This window comes from Streptomyces sp. NPDC000880 (assembly GCF_053599675.1).
Genome location: NZ_JBSFMS010000006.1, coordinates 49,078 through 68,955, shown reverse-complemented (window position 1 = coordinate 68,955; position 19,878 = coordinate 49,078). Strand labels below are relative to the sequence as shown.

General features: G+C 70.1%; 12 protein-coding genes and 1 pseudogene. 10 read left to right on the top strand and 3 right to left on the bottom strand.

Going from position 1 to position 19,878, the window contains the following annotated elements:
* Positions 1–27 precede the first annotated feature (27 nt).
* Positions 28–990 carry an agmatinase gene (gene speB / locus ACWDO5_RS03595; RefSeq protein WP_450528035.1) on the top strand — a complete coding sequence of 321 codons (963 nt, stop codon included), beginning with the start codon at positions 28–30 and terminating at the stop codon, positions 988–990.
* Entirely contained in the window at positions 987–2,669 is a 1,683-nt protein-coding gene (locus tag ACWDO5_RS03590) for a thiamine pyrophosphate-binding protein (protein ID WP_450528034.1), read from the top strand. Before speB ends, ACWDO5_RS03590 begins: the two co-directional genes overlap by 4 nt.
* A gap of 85 nt (positions 2,670–2,754) precedes the next feature.
* On the opposite strand, the pseudogene ACWDO5_RS03585 reads toward ACWDO5_RS03590, so the two are convergent.
* Positions 2,755–3,048, bottom strand: a pseudogene (locus tag ACWDO5_RS03585) (Hsp20/alpha crystallin family protein); the annotation flags it as partial.
* A gap of 165 nt (positions 3,049–3,213) precedes the next feature.
* On the opposite strand from ACWDO5_RS03585, the gene ACWDO5_RS03580 reads away from it, so the two are divergent.
* The 8 genes from ACWDO5_RS03580 (at position 3,214) to ACWDO5_RS03545 (ending at position 16,935) form a co-directional block, all read left to right on the top strand.
* On the top strand, positions 3,214–4,185 hold the full coding sequence (locus tag ACWDO5_RS03580; protein ID WP_450528032.1) for an aldo/keto reductase: 972 nt from the start codon (positions 3,214–3,216) through the stop codon (positions 4,183–4,185).
* Positions 4,186–5,039: 854 nt separating this feature from the next.
* Positions 5,040–7,499 carry an alkaline phosphatase D family protein gene (locus ACWDO5_RS03575; protein ID WP_450528030.1) on the top strand — a complete coding sequence of 820 codons (2,460 nt, stop codon included), beginning with the start codon at positions 5,040–5,042 and terminating at the stop codon, positions 7,497–7,499.
* A 307-nt stretch (positions 7,500–7,806) separates the two neighbouring features.
* Complete coding sequence (locus ACWDO5_RS03570; protein WP_450528028.1) at positions 7,807–7,989, top strand: hypothetical protein; 183 nt, start codon at positions 7,807–7,809, stop codon at positions 7,987–7,989.
* A gap of 92 nt (positions 7,990–8,081) precedes the next feature.
* Complete coding sequence (locus tag ACWDO5_RS03565) at positions 8,082–9,050, top strand: serine hydrolase (protein WP_450528026.1); 969 nt, start codon at positions 8,082–8,084, stop codon at positions 9,048–9,050.
* Between the two features lie 108 nt (positions 9,051–9,158).
* The gene (locus tag ACWDO5_RS03560; protein ID WP_450528024.1) at positions 9,159–12,908 is read left to right on the top strand and encodes an ABC transporter ATP-binding protein; all 3,750 of its coding nucleotides are present in this window, start codon (positions 9,159–9,161) and stop codon (positions 12,906–12,908) included.
* Between the two features lie 344 nt (positions 12,909–13,252).
* The gene (locus ACWDO5_RS03555) at positions 13,253–14,863 is read left to right on the top strand and encodes a hypothetical protein (RefSeq protein ID WP_450528023.1); all 1,611 of its coding nucleotides are present in this window, start codon (positions 13,253–13,255) and stop codon (positions 14,861–14,863) included.
* A 119-nt stretch (positions 14,864–14,982) separates the two neighbouring features.
* Positions 14,983–15,393, top strand: coding sequence for a hypothetical protein (locus ACWDO5_RS03550; protein ID WP_450528021.1), 411 nt, complete (start codon positions 14,983–14,985; stop codon positions 15,391–15,393).
* 108 nt (positions 15,394–15,501) lie between these two features.
* On the top strand, positions 15,502–16,935 hold the full coding sequence (locus ACWDO5_RS03545) for a S28 family serine protease (RefSeq protein WP_450528019.1): 1,434 nt from the start codon (positions 15,502–15,504) through the stop codon (positions 16,933–16,935).
* 64 nt (positions 16,936–16,999) lie between these two features.
* Here ACWDO5_RS03545 and ACWDO5_RS03540 read toward each other — a convergent pair whose 3' ends face one another.
* Positions 17,000–17,647, bottom strand: coding sequence for a hypothetical protein (locus ACWDO5_RS03540; RefSeq protein ID WP_450528018.1), 648 nt, complete (start codon positions 17,645–17,647; stop codon positions 17,000–17,002).
* 134 nt (positions 17,648–17,781) lie between these two features.
* Positions 17,782–19,599 carry a glycoside hydrolase family 3 protein gene (locus ACWDO5_RS03535; RefSeq protein ID WP_450528016.1) on the bottom strand — a complete coding sequence of 606 codons (1,818 nt, stop codon included), beginning with the start codon at positions 19,597–19,599 and terminating at the stop codon, positions 17,782–17,784.
* Positions 19,600–19,878 lie beyond the last annotated feature (279 nt).

The following is a 19,878-nucleotide window of genomic DNA, read 5'->3' as shown; positions in this document are numbered from 1 at the left end:
CGAAGCGTAGGAAAGAAGGCAATTCACATGAGCAGCAACGAGCAGCCGCGCGGCCCGGTCGACTCGTCCCGTATTCCGCGGTACGCCGGACCCGCGACGTTCGCCCGGCTGCCCCGGCTCGACGAGGTCGGCCGTGCCGATGTCGCCGTGGTCGGTGTTCCCTTCGACTCCGGGGTCTCCTACCGGCCCGGCGCGCGCTTCGGCGGTAACGCGATCCGCGAGGCGTCGAGGCTCCTGCGCCCGTACAACCCGGCGCAGGACGCCTCGCCCTTCGCTCTCGCGCAGGTCGCGGACGCGGGTGACATCTCCGCGAACCCGTTCAACATCCATGAGGCCGTCGAGACGGTCGAGGCCGCGGCCGACGACCTGCTGGGCACCGGCGCCCGCCTGATGACGCTCGGCGGCGACCACACCATCGCGCTGCCGCTGCTGCGCTCGGTCGCCAAGAAGCACGGCCCGGTCGCCCTGCTCCACTTCGACGCGCATCTGGACACCTGGGACACGTACTTCGGCGCGGAGTACACCCATGGAACTCCCTTCAGGCGGGCCGTCGAGGAGGGCATCCTCGACACCTCCGCCCTTTCTCATGTGGGCATCCGCGGCCCGCTGTACGGCAAGCAGGACCTGACCGACGACGAGAAGATGGGCTTCGGCATCGTCACCTCCTCCGACGTCTACCGCCGGGGCGCAGACGAGGTCGCCGACCAGCTGCGCCAGCGCATCGGCGACCGCCCGCTCTACATCTCCATCGACATCGACTGCCTCGACCCGGCCCACGCCCCGGGCACCGGCACCCCCGAGGCGGGGGGCATGACCTCCCGTGAGCTGCTCGAGATCCTGCGCGGTCTGGCCTCCTGCAACCTCGTCTCGGCGGACGTCGTCGAGGTCGCGCCCGCGTACGACCACGCCGAGATCACCTCGGTGGCCGCGTCGCACACGACGTACGAGCTGACCACGATCATGTCCCGCCAGATCGCGGAGACCCGATGACCCACGATCACGACCTGGTGCTGCGGCCGACCGAGGCGCAGACCGCGGCCGCGCTGAACCCGCCGCCCGGCCGAAACGGCGGCGACCTCGTGGTCGAGACACTCCAGGGCCTGGGCGCGACGACGGTCTTCGGCCTGCCCGGCCAGCACGCGCTCGGCATGTTCGACGCGCTGCGCCGCTCCTCGCTCTCGTACGTCGGACTGCGCGTCGAGAACAACGCGGGCTTCGCCGCCGACGCGTACGGCCGCCTGACGGGTGAAGTGGCCCCGCTGCTGCTCTCCACCGGCCCGGGTGCGCTGATGGCGCTGGCCGCGCTCCAGGAGTCGGCCGCGGCTTCGGCGCCGGTGCTCGCGATCGGCAGCCAGGTTCCGACCGCCGGTCTCGGCGGCGGCCGCCACGGCTATCTTCACGAACTGCGCGACCAGCAGGCGTCGTTCAGGGATGTGGTGAAGTCGGTCCACACGGCCCGTACGCAGTCCCAGATTCCGTCGGCGATCGCGGCGGCGTGGGAGTCGGCGCTGACGGCTCCGCACGGCCCGGTGTGGGTGGAGATCCCGCAAGACGTTCTGCTGGCGGAGACGACACTGCCGCTCGTCACGGCGATGGACGCGACTCCGCACGATGTCGTACCGCGCCCCGAACTGACCGCGGTGGCGGCCGACTTGCTGTCCCGTGCCTCCCGTCCGGCGATCATCGCGGGCGGCGGAGTCGTTCGTTCCGACGCGTCCGGCAAGCTGCTCGCGCTCGCGGAGAAGCTGGACGCCCCGGTCGTCACGACCTTCGGCGGCAAGGGCGCGTTCCCCTGGGAGCACCCGCTCTCACTGCAGTCCTGGCTGGAGGACCGCCACACCACGGACTTCCTCGAGTCTGCGGACGTCCTGCTCGTGGTCGGCTCCGGCCTCGGTGAACTCTCCTCGAACTACCACACGTTCGCCCCGCGCGGCCGGGTCATCCAGATCGAGGCGGACGCCGGCAAGCTGGAGTCGAACCACGCGGGCCTGGGCATCCACGCGGATGCGCGCCTCGCGCTGTCGGCGCTGCTGGAGACGGTGGAGGGGCGCGAGGACGAGACGGCGGCGGAGCGTGTCCGTACGGTCGTGTCGCAGGTCCGCGAGCGCATCGCGACCCAGGACCTCACTCTGGAGCAGCAGGTGCTCGCGTCCGTCAGGGAGGCCCTGCCTGACGATGCGCCGAGCTTCTGGGACATGACGATCCTGGCGTACTGGGCCTGGTCGGCCTTCGACGCCCGCCACCCGAACACGATGCACTCGGCCCAGGGCGCGGGCGGCCTCGGCTACGGCTACCCCGCGGCGCTGGGCGCCGCGGCGGCGGACCGCAGCCGCCCGGTCCTCGCGGTCTCGGGCGACGGCGGCGCGATGTACTCGATCGCCGAACTGGCCACGGCACGTCAGTACGACCTCCCGGTCACCTGGCTGATCGTGGACGACGGAGGCTACGGCATCCTGCGCGAGTACATGAAGGACGCCTTCGGCGAGGCCACCGCCACGGAACTGTCACGCCCGGACTTCGTGGCGCTGGCGGAGTCCTTCGGGGTGCCTGCGGTCCGTACGACGCCGGAGTCCCTGACGGAAGACCTCGGCAATGCGCTCACGGATCCGGGCCCGTCGGTGGTCGTGCTCCCGGCGGTCCTGCGGATGTTCGCCCCGACACACGCCTGAGCCGTCCTCTGATCCCTGGCCCCGCTGTTCCATCCTCCGGGGCAGCGCAGCCAGGCCATGTCTGAACGGCCCAGAGTGCGTGGACAGTGTCGAGGCTCTCGCCGAGGAACAGCTGGCGGCTGAAGGAGCCCGCCGGCCGATCCGCCGCGATCAGCTCCGCGTCCTTGGCGGCCGGGGAGCGGCGCTCGGCCTGGACGGTGAGGACGTTCTGCTCGACGTCGAGGTCGATCGACTCCGGATTGACGCCCGGGAGCTCGCAGTGGACCACGAATTCGTCGCCGGGCCGGTAGGCGTCCATCGGCATGGCCGCCGGCCGCGCGGCGGTCCCGAACACCTGCCGACCGAGCTGCCGAGCCGCGCCGCACAAGCACCTGGTCACGATTCAGAAGTCCTGCCACTGAATGCGTTCGTCTTCTTCTATTGGACGGTTGGCCTGCCGCGCAGGAGGCTGAATGGGCTGGGGCACTGCGACGGTGCATGCGGCCCTATACGCGAATGGGTACAAAACGGCTTAATGCGCCGTCGGTAGGAAGGACCAGTACGTATGAAGACCATCTCCCTCGGGGCCACGGGCCTGCAGGTCTCCCGCATCGCTTTCGGTACCTGGCAGCTGGGCGGGGATTGGGGCACGTTCGATGAGGATGCGGCCATCGCCGCCATCCGACACGCGCGGGACCTGGGTATCAACTTCTTCGACACGGCCCAGGCCTACGGCTTCGGTGCCTCCGAACGCATGCTGGGCAAGGCACTGCGCAAGGAGATCACCACCGACCGCGACAGTGTGGTCATCGCCACCAAGGGCGGCGTGCTGCCCAACGGTGGCGGGCGGGACGCCTCCGCCGGGTATCTGCGCCAGGGTGTCGAGGAAAGCCTGCGCGCCCTCGATGTCGACACCATCGACCTGTACCAGGTGCACTGGCCGGACGCGAAGGTCCCCGCCGCGGAGACGGCCGGCGCCCTTCAGGAACTCGTCGACGCCGGCAAGATCCGCTACGTCGGCGTTTCCAACTACAACGCCGAGCAGATGGCCGAGTTCGCCGCCATCCGTCCCGTGGACACTCTGCAGCCGCCGTACCACCTCTTCCGCCGCGGCATCGAGGCGGAGACCCTTCCGTACACCATCGAGCACAACATCGGAATGCTGGCCTACAGCCCGCTGGCCAGCGGGCTGCTCACCGGCCGCTTCGACGAGAACACCACCTTCGAGGACAGCGACTGGCGCGGCAAGTCCAGCGCCTTCACCGGCGATGCCCTGAAGCGCAACCTGGCGGTCGTGCGCGAGCTGGAGGAGTTCGCCAAGGCCCGCGACATCAGTGTCAGCCAGCTCGCCATTGCCTGGGTCCTCGCTCAGCCCGGTATGCACGTGGCCATCGTCGGCGCCCGCAGCAGCGCCAACATCCAGGCGAGCGCCGCCGCCGCCGACATCGAGCTGAGCGCCGACGACCTCGCGGAGATCGAGAAGATCGTCGCCGACGCCGTTTCGATCGAGGGTGCCAGCCCCGAAGGCGTGTTGTGAGGTCCTGACTGCGACCCACAGCGAACACTCTTGGCGGGCCGCCGGGCCAGGTGCTCGGTCGGCCCGCCAAGTAGTCGGTGGGCTGCTCGTACCCCGGGTGCCGCACGTTCTCCGCGCGCGACTCGGCCATCCCGGGCTGTGTGACCTGTTCCACCGGGCAGCGGATCCGGGGAAGCCCGCGAAGGAATCAAGCCAGCGGATTCGGCGACCACTTCAGCCGCCGCGGTACCCGCCGGTGAGCAGCTTCGCGTCGGCCGACCGTGCTGGACCGGCTCTTTCAGCACGAGGCCGGTCATCGCCGGTGCGGCGGTGCCATCCTGCTCGCATTCCGCACCCGACCAGGTACCGGCCCGGCCGGGGAGACCTTCGCTGCCGATGAGGCTGGGTACGTCGTTCACCTCCAAGGACGCCTGCCGTTGACCGCGGCATCGCCGAAGGCCCTGGTCGGCGAGGGCGCGGGCTCCCCAGCCGGGAGCGAAGTCCACGAAAGCCTCGCCGCTCGGAGTGCGCGAAAACGGGCCGGCAGGGCGGGAACATCCACGGCGCTGAGCATGCACTGCTCGCTGCCGACGGTCAGGGTGCGCGCAGGAGTTCTTGGACCGGCCCTTCTGCTCGCCGGCGACCGGATCACATTTCACCCTGGCAAGCGCAGCACCACGTTCTTTACCAAATCTTGCTGATTCGGACACCAAATCATGAGTGTTCGGACATCTGGGCTGACGAGCGTGTGGCCGGAATTCATCCAGCCCCAGACCGGAATTCATCCAGCCCCAGAGAGGCAAGTCACCATGATCAGCAATCCACTGGACCGACGGCGATTCTTGACACTGGCCGGTGGAACGCTCGGTGCCGTCGTGACAAGCCAGTTGATCGGAACGTTCCCCGACGCGCAGGCGGCGGAGATGGACCCGGCTCCCTTCACTCTCGGTGTCGCCTCAGGCGAACCGGATCACGAAAGTGTCGTCCTGTGGACACGGTTGGCGCCTGATCCGCTGAACGTGGCGACCGGTGGCATGCCGGCACAGGACGTGCCCGTGCGCTGGGAGGTGGCGCGCGACGAGGAGTTCCGCCAGATTCTGCACTCCGGTGAGGTCACGGCCCGGGCCGAGTCGGCGCACACCGTGCACGTCGTCGTGGAGGATCTCGCGCCGGACCGGTGGTACTGGTACCGCTTCCAGGCCGACGGGGTCCACAGCCGCACCGGCCGCACCCGCACCATGCCCGCTCCGGGCGCGAAGGCCGACCGGCTGCGCTTCGCCATGGTCTCCTGCCAGGCCTGGGTGGGCGGCCCCTACCCCGCCTACCGGGACGTGGCCGAGCAGGACATCGACTTCGTGCTGCACCTCGGCGACTACATCTACGAGACGGCCAAGGGGAGCCTGGAGGAGTTCCGGCGCCTCTACGCGCTGTACAAGACCTCCCCGGACCTGCGCGCCGCCCACGCGCGGTTCCCGTTCATCCACACCTGGGACGACCACGAGGTGCAGAACAACTACGCGGACGCGGTCCCGGGCGCCGCAGGCGACGGACGCCCGTTCCTGGAGCGGCGCGCCAACGGCTACCAGGCGTTCTACGAGCACCTGCCGATGCGCCCCGAGCAGCGCGCCGACGGGCCCGACGCGCTCATGTACCGGAGCCTGCAGTTCGGCCGGCTCGCCCAGTTCAGCGTGCTGGACACCCGGCAGTACCGTTCGGATCAGGCGAACGGGGACGGGCGCAAGGAGCCGAACGCGGAGGTCTACGATCCGGCCCGCACGATGACCGGGCCGGACCAGGAGCGCTGGCTGCTCGGCCAGCTCGACCGGTCCAAGGCCCAGTGGAACGTGATCGCCCAGCAGACGATCATGGCGGCCTTCGACTACGACCTCGGGCCGGGCCAGATCGTCAACCTCGACCAGTGGGACGGCTATCCCGCCGCCAGGTCCCGCATCCTCGACTTCATCGCCAAGGAGAAGCCCTCCAACCCCGTCGTGCTCAGCGGCGACTGGCACACGCACTGGGTCAACGACCTCAAGACCGACTTCACCGACCCCAAGTCCAAGACCATCGCCACCGAGTTCGTGGGCACGTCGATCTCCTCCGGCGCGGGCTGGGACAATGATGTCCGGCAGGGACTGGCGGCCAACCCGCACGTCAAGTTCTACAACGGCAGCTACCGGGGCTACGTGCTCTGCGAAGTAACTGAGAAGCGGTGGCGCAGCGACCTGCGGATCGTGTTGGACTCCCGGAACGCCGCCTCCCCCGCATACACCATCGCGGCCTTCGAGGTGCGCGACGGCGTCGCGGGTGCGCGGCGGATCGACGCGGGCGACGGCCTCGTCGGGAAGATCGTCGACAAGACCACCGGCGCGCCGCTGGTCAGCGTCGGGGTCAGGGTCACCGGGCCCGACGGCGCTCAGATCGCGACGACCACCACCGACCCCTCCGGCGAGTACATCGCCTTCGCGCCGCCCGGCACCTACACGGTCACGGCGAACGGCGCCGGCTACGAGTCGGCCGCTGTGGATGTGAAGGTGGGGACGAAGGCCGGGGCGCGGGCCGACCTGCGCCTGCAACGCGCCGCCGCGTACGCCGGGACCGGCCGCGTCGTCCCAGGTCCGCAGTCGCAGGCCACCGCCTCCGACATCGTGATCGGCAACGACATGGTCGCCCTGGCGGTCTCGGCCGGTTCCAACGACCCGCAGCTGCCGGGCGTGACCGTGGGCAAACCGCTCGACCTGGCCGCGGTTGGTCACCTCGATCAGCTGGACTGGCTGAACCTTCCCTACGCTTCTCTCAAGCAGCCGCGAGGCGGCAACGCCTGGGGGCAGCTCACCGTGCGGTCGGCGTCGGTCGAGGTCCTGGCCGCAGGGGGTGCCACGGCCTCTGTGCGGGCTGTTGGTACGGGAGTTGAGGTTCCCGACCTGGAGGTCGTGACGACGTACACGGTTCGCAAGGGTGAGCCGTGGGTCACCGCGGAGAGTGCCTTCACCAACCGCGGGTCCGCGGCGCAGACCTTCTGGACAGGGGATGTGCTCGACCACGACGGCGTGGGCCAGCGCAGCGGTGTCCCCGGGTTCGGCACCATCACGGACGCCGCCCCGGCCGACTTCACCCCCAGCGCACCGTGGATAGGGATGGCCGGCGCCGACCGGCAGACCTACGGCCTGATTTACGAAGAGGCGGCTTTCACCGCCTATGCCTGCGGAATCTGGACCATGAGCCAGCGACAGGTGACCGTGCAGCCGGGGGACACTTTCACCCTCCGCCGGCGAATCGTCGCGGTCGACAGCGGCGCTGCCGCCGACCCGTTCGAGGTACTCGGCCGCCTGTAACCACGCCGGGGCCACGGGCGTACTCGCAGCCAGCCCTGGGCTGGCTGCGAGTACGGCACCGCAGTCCCGCACGGCGCTTCGCCGGCATGCTCGGGCCCGTCCACGGCTCCGTACCCGACAGTGCAGGCAAGGGGGTTGGCCAGGTGCCGTGGGCAGTGCCGCGCTGATGCCGGCGGAGCGCAAGGCCTCCCCGGCTTCCGGCAGCCGAACCGCAGGAGCGGCGTCGCCGAGTGAGACAGCACCCATGCCCTCGCTGCCGGTGTGGAGCGGGGCGAGATTGTCTGGCGTACCTGCCACGTCCTGCCTCGTGGTTAAGCAGCCCAGCCCAATCCCCCTCCTCGACAACATCGAGGCCCTGGCCGTCACTTCGCACGGCCCCGGCGGGCGGCTCCGGCTCCTGCTCGCCAGTGACGACAACCAGAACGCCTCTCAGATCACCCGGCTGTACCGGCTGTACCGGCTCATGGTTCGGTTGTCGCACAACCACTGACGCCGTACAACTTTTCGGCCAGTCGTGAGTCAAGTGGAACGGGTGTGCCGCGAAAGCACACCCCTTCCAGCACAAGGGGACGGGAAGCCTCCATGACTCACCACCGAATAACGGGCCGCAAATCCCGGCGCGCCCGTGCCGCCGCCGCGGTCCTCGCCGCGGGCGTGCTCGTGCCGCTGGCCGCGGGCGCGACGCCCGCGGCCGCCGCGACGCCGACGGTCATTTGTACCTCCGGCAAGTCGGGACTCGCCGCGAAGCTGTCCCAGGACATCACCGCCGCGCTCAAGGGCCGGGCGTCCACCGCCGCCGTCGCCGTTCGCGACAACGCCACGAACACCACCTGCGGCCTGCGCAGCGGCGACCGCTACGACTCCGCGAGCGTCGTCAAGGTCACCGTGCTGACGACGCTCCTCTGGGACGCCCAGAAGACCGGCCGCAAGCTGACCACGCGCGAGCAGCAGCTCGCGTCCGACATGATCACCAAGTCGGACAACGCCGCCACCAGCACCCTGTGGAAGCAGCTGGGCGTCACCAAGATCCAGGGTTTCCTCAACGTCGCCAAGATGTCCCGCACGATCCCGGGCTCGGGCGGCTACTGGGGCCTGACCCAGACCAGCGTCGGCGACCAGATGCTGCTCATGAACCTGCTGGCGCTGAAGAACAGCGTCCTCACCGACGCCTCGCGCGGCTACACCCTCGGCCTGATGTACAAGGTCGTGGCCTCGCAGCGCTGGGGCGTCTCGGCAGGCGCTCCGAGCAGCGCCCGCGTCCAGATCAAGAACGGCTGGCTCTCGCGGGCCACGCACGGCTGGCGCGTACACAGCGTGGGCGCCTTCACCAGCGGCGGCCACAGCTACACGATCTCCGTCCTCACGCACGACAACAGCTCCATGCAGTACGGCGTGAACACCATCCAGGGCGTCGCGCGCGCTGTCCACAAGGACCTCGCCCCCGCGGCCACCCAGACGGCCGAAGTCTTCACGCCGCCCGTGGTGCCGCACGAGGCGCTGCCGGCCACCCCGGAGACGGCCCCGAAGGAAGCGATTCCCGCCACCCGCTGATCACCCGCTGAGGCCCGTCCGAAGCCACGATTTGTTGCAGCGGGATGAAATCCCCTACTTGCCGCGTTGGTGCCTTCCGGTAGACCAGATGAAAACGGGAGGCACCACGTGGCGTCGGCAGAGCAGTCGGCAGATCAGGGGTGGGCGCGGCGGCTGTCCGGATACGCCTGGCGACACCGGCGCAACGTCATACTCGCGCTCGGCTCCTCGCTGGCCGGCATGGCCGTCATGGCGCTCGTCCCCCTGATCACCAAGGTCGTCATCGACGATGTCATCGGCGACCGGACCAGCTCCCTCGCCCTGTGGACCGGCCTGCTGATCGCCGCCGCTCTCGTCGTCTACGTCCTCACCTACATCCGCCGCTACTACGGCGGCCGCCTCGCGCTCGACGTCCAGCACGACCTCCGTACCGAGATGTACGGGACGATCACCCGCCTCGACGGACGCCGCCAGGACGAACTGTCCACCGGGCAGGTCGTCGGCCGCGCCACCAGCGACCTTCAGCTCATCCAGGGCCTGCTCTTCATGCTCCCGATGACCATCGGGAACATCCTGCTCTTCCTCATCTCCCTGGTGATCATGGCGTGGCTGTCGCTGCCGCTCACCCTGATCGCGATCGCCGTCGCCCCCGCCCTCTGGTTCATCGCCAAGCGCAGCCGCACCCGGCTGCACCCCGCCACCTGGTACGCGCAGAGCCAGGCCGCCGCCGTCGCGGGCGTCGTCGACGGCGCAGTCTCCGGCGTACGCGTCGTCAAGGGCTTCGGCCAGGAGGACCAGGAGACCGGAAAGCTGCGCGAGGTGAGCCGGAAGCTCTTCGCGGGGCGGCTGCGCACCATCAAGCTCAATGCGAAGTACACCCCCGCCCTCCAGGCCGTCCCCGCGCTCGGACAGGTCGCGATGCTGGCGCTCGGCGGGTGGCTGGCCACCCGCGGCCAGATCACCCTTGGCACGTTCGTCGCCTTCTCCAGCTATCTCGCGCAGCTCGTCGGCCCGGTCCGGATGCTCGCCGTGGTGCTGACCGTCGGACAGCAGGCACGGGCCGGCGTGGAGCGCGTACTGGAGCTGATCGACACCGAGCCGACCATGAAGGACGGCACGAAGGAGCTCCCGGCAGACGCCCCCGCCACCGTCGAGTTCGATGATGTGACCTTCGGCTACGAAGAGGACCGCCCGGTCCTCGACGGCTTCTCGCTGGAGATCAGGCCCGGCGAGACCGTCGCCGTCGTCGGCTCCTCGGGCAGCGGCAAGTCCACCGTCTCGCTGCTGCTGTCCCGCTTCTACGACGTGACGCACGGCGCGGTCCTGGTCGGCGGTCACGATGTGCGCGAGCTGACCCTCGACTCGCTGCGCGCGGCCATCGGGCTCGTGCCGGAGGACAGTTTCCTCTTCTCCGACACGGTGCGCGCGAACATCGCGTACGGAAAGCCGGACGCCACCCAGGAGGAGATCGAGACCGCGGCGCGCGCCGCGCAGGCCGACCGCTTCATCGCCGAGCTGCCCGGTGGCTACGACACCAAGGTCGGCGAGCACGGCCTCACCCTCTCCGGCGGCCAGCGCCAGCGCGTCGCCCTCGCCCGCGCGATCCTCACCGACCCCCGGCTGCTCCTCCTCGACGACGCCACGTCGGCCGTCGACGCACGCGTCGAGCACGAGATCCACGAAGCGCTCAGATCGGTCATGGCCGGGCGTACGACCCTGCTGATCGCCCACCGCCGCTCCACCCTCGGCCTCGCCGACCGCATCGCCGTGCTCGACGGTGGTCGGCTCGCCGACATCGGCACGCACGAGGAGCTGACGCGCCGCTCGGCCCTGTACCGGCGGCTGTTGACCGACCCGGACGAGCTCGGCGGCGTATCGCCGGGGCACACACCGCTGCCCGCCGCGGACCCGGAAGAGGACCACACCGTACGGGACGAGCTCGATGCCGAGTTCGACGCCGAGCGCGGCATCACGCCCCGGCTGTGGGAGCGCGAGGAGAACGCCGAGTCGTCGTCCCCCGTAGCCTCCGGCACGGGAGGTACCCCCATCCCCGGCGCGACCCCCGAGCTGCTCGCCCAGGTCGAGGCGCTGCCCCCGGCCGACGGCACCCCCGGCATCGACGAGGCCCGCGCCGTGCGCCCCGAGCACGACTACGGGCTGCGCCGACTGCTGCGCGGCTTCGGCCTGCCCCTGCTGGTCAGCCTGCTGCTGGTGGCCGTCGATGCCGGCATGGGCCTGCTGCTTCCCGTACTGATCAGGCACGGCATCGACAAGGGCGTCACCCAGCTGGCGCTCGGCGCGGTGTGGGCGGCCTCCGCGCTCGCGCTGGTGAGCGTGATCGTGCAGTGGGCCGCGCAGATCGGCGAGACCCGGATGACGGGCCGCACCGGCGAGCGGATCCTCTACTCCCTGCGCCTGAAGATCTTCGCGCAGCTCCAGCGGCTCGGACTCGACTACTACGAGCGCGAGTTGACCGGCCGGATCATGACGCGGATGACGACGGACGTGGACGCCCTGTCCACGTTCCTGCAGACCGGACTGGTCACCGCGTTCGTCTCGGTGGTCACCTTCTTCGGCATCATGGTCGCCCTGCTCGTCATCGACGTACAGCTGGCGCTGGTGGTCTTCGCGACCCTGCCGGTACTGATCTTCGGCACGTACTTCTTCCGCAAGCAGAGCGTGAAGGCGTACGAGCTGGCCCGTGAGCGCATCAGCGTCGTCAACGGCGACCTTCAGGAGTCCGTGTCCGGACTGCGGATCGTCCAGGCGTTCCGGCGCGAGCGCGACGGCGCGGACCGGTTCGCCGCCCGCAGCGACAGCTACCGCCAGGCGCGGGTCCGCGGCCAGTGGCTGATCTCGGTCTATTTCCCCTTCGTCCAGCTGCTGTCCTCTGTGGCCGCGGCGGCCGTGATGATCGTCGGTGCCGGCCGGATCGAGGCGGGCACCCTGACCGCCGGCGCGCTCGTCGCGTATCTGCTGTACATCGACCTGTTCTTCGCGCCGGTGCAGCAGCTGTCCCAGGTCTTCGACGGCTACCAGCAGGCGACGGTGTCGCTCAGGCGCATCCAGGAACTGCTCCGGGAGCCGACGTCGACCGCCGCCGCGAAGGAGCCCCTCGATGTGCTGTCGCTGCGCGGCGAGATCGCCTTCGATGACGTGAACTTCGCCTACGGCGACGAGGAAGAGGCCCTCACCGGCATTGATCTGCGCATCCCGGCCGGCCAGACCGTCGCCTTCGTCGGCGAGACCGGCGCGGGCAAGTCGACACTGGTCAAGCTGGTCGCGCGGTTCTACGACCCGACGAGCGGCCGGGTCACCGCCGACGGCGCCGATCTGCGCGAGCTGGACCTGACGGCGTACCGGCACCGGCTCGGCGTCGTCCCGCAGGAGGCGTACCTCTTCGCGGGCACGGTCCGGGACGCCATCGCTTACGGCCGCCCCGGCGCGAGCGACGCCGAGGTGGAGGCCGCAGCCCGGGCCGTCGGCGCGCACGACATGATCGCCACTCTCGACGGCGGCTACCTCCACGAGGTCTCCGAGCGCGGCCGCAACCTCTCGGCGGGCCAGCGCCAGCTGATCGCCCTGGCCCGCGGCGAGCTTGTCGACCCGGACATCCTGCTGCTCGACGAGGCGACCGCGGCCCTCGACCTGGCCACCGAGGCCCAGGTCAACCAGGCCACGGATCGCCTCACCGGCCGCCGCACCACGCTGGTCGTCGCCCACCGCCTGACGACGGCGGCGCGCGCGGACCGGGTGATCGTGATGGATGGCGGCCGGGTCGCCGAGGACGGCACCCACGACGAACTGCTGGCGCTGGGCGGCACGTACGCGATGCTGTGGCGGACCTTCATGGGGGAGGACGAGCCCGCCACCGTGTGAGGGGCGCGATGCGGCGGCAGGACGAGCCCGCCACCGTGTGAGGGATGCGATGCGGCGGCAGGACGGAGTCCGGCCAGTCGGCGGAGGCTTGTGAGGCCCCCAGGGGCCAGCAATGCGAGGGCGACAAAGGGGAGGGGTCGCGATGCTGTGGCGGACCTTCATAGGGGAGGACGAGCCCGCGCCGGTGTGACCCGGCGTGCCTCAACCTCGCGGACAGTGAACGCAGTTACGCCTGATCGAGGCGCGTACCCGCGACACGCCTTCCGCGCCGCCGGGAGGAGCCGAATGCCTGATAAACCAGGATAAAGCTGACAGCGGCTCTGAATCCGGTGAAGGGCAGGCACGTGAACACCCCCAAGACCGATGACGCGTTGGCGCCGCCAACCGCGTCCTCCGCCGTGGGATGGCGACAGCGCTCCCACGATGCCGTCACCCCCCACCCTGCCGCTGTCCGTCCCTCCTCCGAACCCGTCCGCCCGCGCGCCGACGCGGCCGCGCGAGCCGTCGTACATTCGGCGGTGCTGCTGCTGATCGTGGTTCTGCTGCTGCTGATCCAGCGATTGCCGTGGAACGGCGACCTCGGCCTCCACGCCGCGACGATCGAGCGTCTGCGCGCCGATCTGCTCCATCCGGGCAGCCCGCAGGTCGATGCCGACACCGACAGCCCGTATTACTCACCGTGGACCGTGCTGCTCGCCCTGGTGGCCAAGGCGACCGAAGCGAACTCCTTCACGGTGCTGCGGATCGCGGCCCTGATCACGCTCCCTCTGCTGCTCACCGGTATCCGGCACTTCACCCGGACGCTCAGCACGCGCCGCCTCGCGCCGCCGCTGGCCGTGCTCTGCCTGCTGCTGCTCTGGGGCCCGCCGCTGCTCGCGTGGAGCGGTTTCCTGGAGCTCGGCTCGCTCGCGCTCGTCATCTCGTACCCGAGCACCTTTGTCGTCGCGCTCTCCTTCCACTTCTGGGCACTGCTCACCAAGGCCCTTCGCACGGCGGCGTCATGGAAGGCATTCCTCGGGCTCGGCCTGATGTGGGCGGTGATCATGCTGAGCCACCAGTTCTCGGGGGTCGTCGCGACCTTCGGGGCTCTGGCCGTGCTGCTCTCCGCACGGCCGTGGCCTGCCAAGGAGACCTGGCTGCAGCTGGGATGGGGCATCGTGCTCGGCGTCGCGGTGATGGCCGTATGGCCGTACTACTCGTTCTTCTCGCTGTTCGCCTTCGACGGGCTGGAGGAGATCCACCACTCGCTGTACAGCGACATGCCGGCACGCTTCGGCCTCGCCCTCCTCGGGGTCGTCGCTCTGCTGTTCCGGTGGCGGCGGGACAAGCGCGACCCGCTGGTGATCCTCTTCGCGCTGGGCACGCTGACGGTCGCGGCCGGCGGTCTCACCGGCCACTGGTCGTGGGGCAGGGCGCTGCCCGCGGCGGTCATCCCCGCGCAGTTGGCCATCGCCCTCGCGATCGCGGAAGCCGGGAGCAGGCTCGCCCGCAATGCCCTCGCGGCGGTCACCGGCGCCGCGCTGCTGTTCGGGGCATGGACCCAGTCCACTGCCGTCGGCTATGTCATCGCCGGTGAAGCGCTGCCCCAGGCCGTACGGGAGAAGTCCTGGCAGTCCTGGCAGGGCCCCGAGTGGGTGGCCCGGGCGGTGAAGCGCGGCGACACCGTCATGACGACGCACCGCCCCAGTCTGATGCTTCCGGCGTACGGCATCTATACCGTCGCCCCCGGCTTCGACGACATCTTCCTGCCGGACCAGAAGGAGCGTCACGCCGCCGTTCAGCGCTTTTTCGCGCGCGACACGTCACGCAAGGACCAGCTCGACATCCTGCACAGGTACAACGCCAAGTGGCTCCTGCGGTGGGACTTCGAGGGCGGTCCGCCCTCGAAGGACCCGGCGCTGCGCCTGGTCGACGTCGGGCCCGACGGCCAGATGCTTTACAAGGTGGTGGGCTGACCGGGCGCCCCAGGTCCGGCGCGCGCCCGCCACCGGGTGACGGATTCCTGAGCGCCGCAACCATTCCGCCCCCGGCTGCGTCGTACGCATGTACGGAGCTGTGACAAGGGGGCGCGAAAGTGTTCGGTGGGGCGGGGAACAGACGACACGGGCGGCGGCTGCTCGCGCAGGGCCTCGCCATGCTCATGGCCGTGGCCGCCCTCACCCTGGCAGGCCCGGGCACACAGCGCGCCGACGCTGTCGTCTCCGCCTGCAGCGGGCGGCCGCTGAAGACCGTCAAGTTCGCCACCGGCGAGCTGCGCGTCTACAAGAAGCGGCAGTACGCCTGCGCCATCACCGTCTCCAACAGGCCCGGCACCCGGCGCGCCATGTCCGTCTCCCTCCAGGCGCGCGGCGGCCACCCCGCCGGGGACAAGGGCACCTTCACCCGTCACGCCGGCCCCGTCACCGTCCACGCCCTCAACCGTTGCGTACGGGCCACCGGCGCCGTCTCAGGCGTCGCGCGCGCGACCGGCTGGATCCTCTGCTGACCGAGACTTGCGCCCACTTGGCCGAGACCCGGGCCAACTGGGGCTGGCGGGTTGGGCATTGCCCCCGCTAGGTTCACCGCGACCGCTGGTGAATCAAGAGGAGGGTGAATGGGCAAGGCGCTCAGATGGCTGTTGTCGCTCGTGGTGCTCATTGGCACCGTGAGCGCGGCCGGCACGACGGCCGGTGCGGCTACCGCCGCAGAGCCGACGACCGGCACGGACATCAAGGACCGGATCCTTGCGATACCGGGTATGAGTCTCATCGAGGAGAAGCCGTACCCGGGTTACCGCTTCTTCGTCCTCAACTACACGCAGCCGGTCGACCACCGGCACCCGGACAAGGGCACCTTCAAGCAGCGGATCACCCTGCTGCACAAGGACACCAACCGCCCCACCGTCTTCTTCACCTCCGGCTACAACGTGAGCACCACGCCGCGCCGCAGTGAGCCGACGGCGATCATCGACGGCAACCAGGTCTCCCTGGAGTACCGGTTCTTCACCCCGTCCCGGCCCGATCCGGCCAACTGGTCCAAGCTGGACATCTGGCAGGCCGCCAGCGATCAGCACCGCGTCTTCACGGCGCTGAAGAAGATCTACGCCAAGAAGTGGCTCTCCACCGGCGGCTCCAAGGGCGGCATGACCGCCACCTACTTCGAGCGCTTCTACCCCCGGGACATGGACGGCGTCGTCGCGTACGTCGCCCCCAACGACGTGGTGAACAACGAGGACTCGGCGTACGACCAGTTCTTCGAGAAGGTCGGCACCAAGGAGTGCAGGGACAGGCTGAACGCGGTCCAGCGCGAGGCTCTCGTGCGCCGCGCGCCGCTGGAGGCCAAGTACCAGGAGGCCGCGACCGCCGAGGGCTACACCTTCAAGACCATCGGCAGCCTCGACAAGGCGTACGAGGCCGTGGTCCTCGACTACGTCTGGGCGTTCTGGCAGTACAGCCTGCTCGCCGACTGCGAGTCGATCCCGGCCGCCGCGACCGCCACCGACCAGGAGATCTACGACTCCATCGACGCGATCTCCGGCTTCTCCTTCTACACGGACCAGGGCCTGGGCACATACACGCCGTACTACTACCAGGCAGGCACCGAGCTGGGCTCGCCCGACATCAAGCAGCCGCATCTGGACGGGCTGAGCCGGTACGGGTACCAGCCGCCGCGGAACTTCGTGCCTCGTGACATCCCCATGCGCTTCAAGCCGTGGGTGATGACCGACGTCGACAAGTGGGTCCGTCGCAACGCCCACCAGATGATGTTCGTCTACGGCGAGAACGACCCGTGGGGCGCCGAGCCCTTCCAGGTCGGCAAGGGCAGCCGCGACAGCTATGTGTACGTCGCGCCCGGCGGAAACCACGGGTCCAACGTCGCCGGCCTGGTGCCGGACCAGAAGGCGAAGGCCACCGCCGCGATCCTGAAGTGGGCGGGCGTCGCCCCGGCCGCCGTCCAGCAGGACGCCGAGAAGGCGAAGCCGCTGACGAAGTACGACGCGAAGCTCGACAAGCGGGACATCGAGCGGGAGCCGGCTCTGCGGCCGTAACTCCTGGCACTCCTGGCACTCCTGGCACGGAGGTGAGTGGGCTGTGCCCGCCGTTGAGTGATCCTCATACACGGCGGGCACAGCCCACCGGCTTGTCACCGCCCAGCCGCACATAGAGCGCCGTCGACGGCGGGCACTGCGCCCTGCTCCGCACCGCCGACGCCACCTCGAACTCCGGTGCCGACGCGCCTGATTTGTCGCAGGCCGTCTCCTTCACCTGCCCCTTGCTCGCGCTGTACACGCAGTCGCCGACGACGGTCTGCGGGCCGCCGCCCTCGCCCGGGTCGCCCGGATGCGGCGGCTTAAGATTGCGCATACAGGCGTACCCACGGCCCACCTGGCCGTCGCCGTCCTCGTCGGCGGCCGGACGGCTCTCGGAAATGTGCAGCACGAAGTCGGTGGCCGCGGGGCAGGCGGGGTCGCTCGCCGGCGGCCCCTCGTACCGCCCGTCGTAGCGGGCGATCACCCGGGCCGCCGCCTTGTCGCCGGTGCAGGGCACTTCCTGGACGTCGCGGCCGTGTGAGCCGCAGTCGCCGGGGCCGAGAAAGACCAGGCCGTATCCGGAGGGCGTGGCGGTGGGGCTCCCGGCGCTGCTGCCGGCCGCTGTGCCCCGTCCCGTCGCCTGCTGGCATCCGGCGGTGAGCGCCGACGCCAGCGCGATTGCAAGTGCCAGGGCGCTCACCGCCCCCGCGGACCGTTGCTCTGCGCCCATCCAGACCCCCCGAACCCCGGCCCCCCGGCCGGTTGGTCCAGCGTGGCCCGCCGGGGCGGGCACACGCCAGACGCGCGGAGTGTTTCGGGACAATTGGGGGGAGTGCGCCGGTGGCGCGGGACTGGTCGGTTACGTCAGTCGAGCGAGAGACCGTGGCCGATGGGATACAGCACCTGGGCCGGATCGTCCGCCCGCTGCACGGGCACGGGCAGCCTCCCCTCGGGCTCGGCACGGCCCGCGATCACCCGTGCCGCGGCGCGCAGTTCGACATCGGTCCAGGAGTACGCGGCGAGCGCCGCCCGTACGCCGTCGAGCCGTGCGATGTCGTACGGATTGCGGATGGCGAGAGCGACGACCGGCACCCCCGTCGCGGCGAGACGTGCCACCAGGGTGCGTTGAGGGCTGGTCGCCGAGACGTTGTACGTTCCGACGATCACCGCGTCCTTGCCGCTCGCCGCCGCCACCGCTTCCTCGATCTTCGCGGCAGTGGGGGTGATGCCGGTGGACAGCGCGGTCGTGGTGAAGCCCAGTTCGGTGAAGGCCTTGGCCAGTACGGCGGTCGGCGGTCCGGTCGTCCCGGTCGGCGAGGCCGGGTCGGCGCCGACCACCAGGAGCTCCGGCTGCCGACTGCGGCTCAGCGGCAGCAGCCCGCCCTCGTTGACCAGCAGGGTCGTCGTCCGCTCCGCGATCCGGTCGGCGGCGGCGAGATGCGTGCCGACGCCGACGGTGCGATCGAGGCGCTGGCGGGAGACGAACGGGTCGCGGAACAGGCCCAGTCGCTCCTTGAGGGAGAGGATGCGCAGGATCGATTCGTCGATGCGTGACACGCTGATCTCGCCGCTCTTGACGGCGCTGAGCACGCCGTTCCAGGCGACGGCCAGGTCCGGCGGGTTGAGCAGCTGGTCCACACCCGCCTTCAGCGCGAGCACCGGCACCCGGTGGTCTCCGTACTTGTCACGCACGCCCTGCATATTGAGCGCGTCGGTGACGACCAGCCCGTCGTAGCCGAGCGCCTCGCGCAGGATGCCGGTGAGGATGGGGCGCGACAGCGTGGCCGGGTCATTGCTCGGGTCCAGCGCCGGGAACTGGATGTGCGCCGTCATGATCGAGTCGATGCCGGCGGCGATCGCGGCCCGGAACGGCGGGGCGTCGATCTCCTCCCACTGCGCACGGGTGTGGGTGATGACCGGGATGCCGGTGTGACTGTCCACAGTGGTGTCACCGTGCCCCGGGAAGTGCTTGGAGGTCGCCGCGATGCCCGCGCCCTGGTAACCCTTGACCTGCGCGGCGACCAGGCGGGCGACCGCCTCCGGGTCGGCGCCGAAGGACCGTACGCCGATGACCGGGTTGGCGGGATTGACATTGACGTCGGCGACCGGGGCGTAGTTCTGCAGGATGCCCATCGCGGCCAGTTCGGCCCCGGCGATCTGCGCGGCCGTACGGGCGTCGGACCGTGATCCGCCCGCCCCCAGCGCCATCGCGCCCGGTACCAGGGTGGCGGGCTTGCCGACCCGGGCGACGATGCCGTGCTCCTGATCGGTGGAGATCAGCAGCGGTACGGGAGTGGGCTGGGCGAGCCCGGCGCGCTGGATGCCGTTGGACAGATCGGCGATCTGGTGCGGGTCGCGGGTGTTGTGTGCCCAGGAGAAGTAGATGATCCCGCCGACGTGGTACGCCGCGACCAGCTCGGCGGCCGTGCGGACGCCCATCTCCTTGAGGTTGAGCTCGATGTCGGCCTGGTCGGGGGCGGTGGCGGAGTGCCCGTACACCCGCATCACGAAGAGCTGGCCGACCTTCTCCTCCAGGCTCATCCGGGAGATCAGCCGTTTGAGACGGTCGTGGTAGGAGGGGCGGGCGAGGGCGGGGGATGCGGTGGCTACGACGCCGGCCGCGACGGCGGTGGCGGCGGTCGCGGTGAGGAGGGTACGTCTGGAGAGGCTCCGGTCGTGCATTGGTGCTCCTTCCGGCCTTGCTCGACAAGGGAGTTGAAGGAAACTTCCAAGGATCACGGATAGCCGGAAAGTTACTGCCAGGTCAAGGGTGTGGCAACAGAAAGCACGCACGGCACGCGAAAGGTCACCCGGACACCCCACTGCCCGGCGCGCCCGGCTCAACTCGGCCCCGGGCCAAGCGGACAGGCCCAAGACCGCGCCCCGGATCCCGGCGGCGTACCGGTCCCGGTCCCCCGCGCCGGAGGCGACCCGCGCCCCGGACCCCGGCGGCGCACCGGT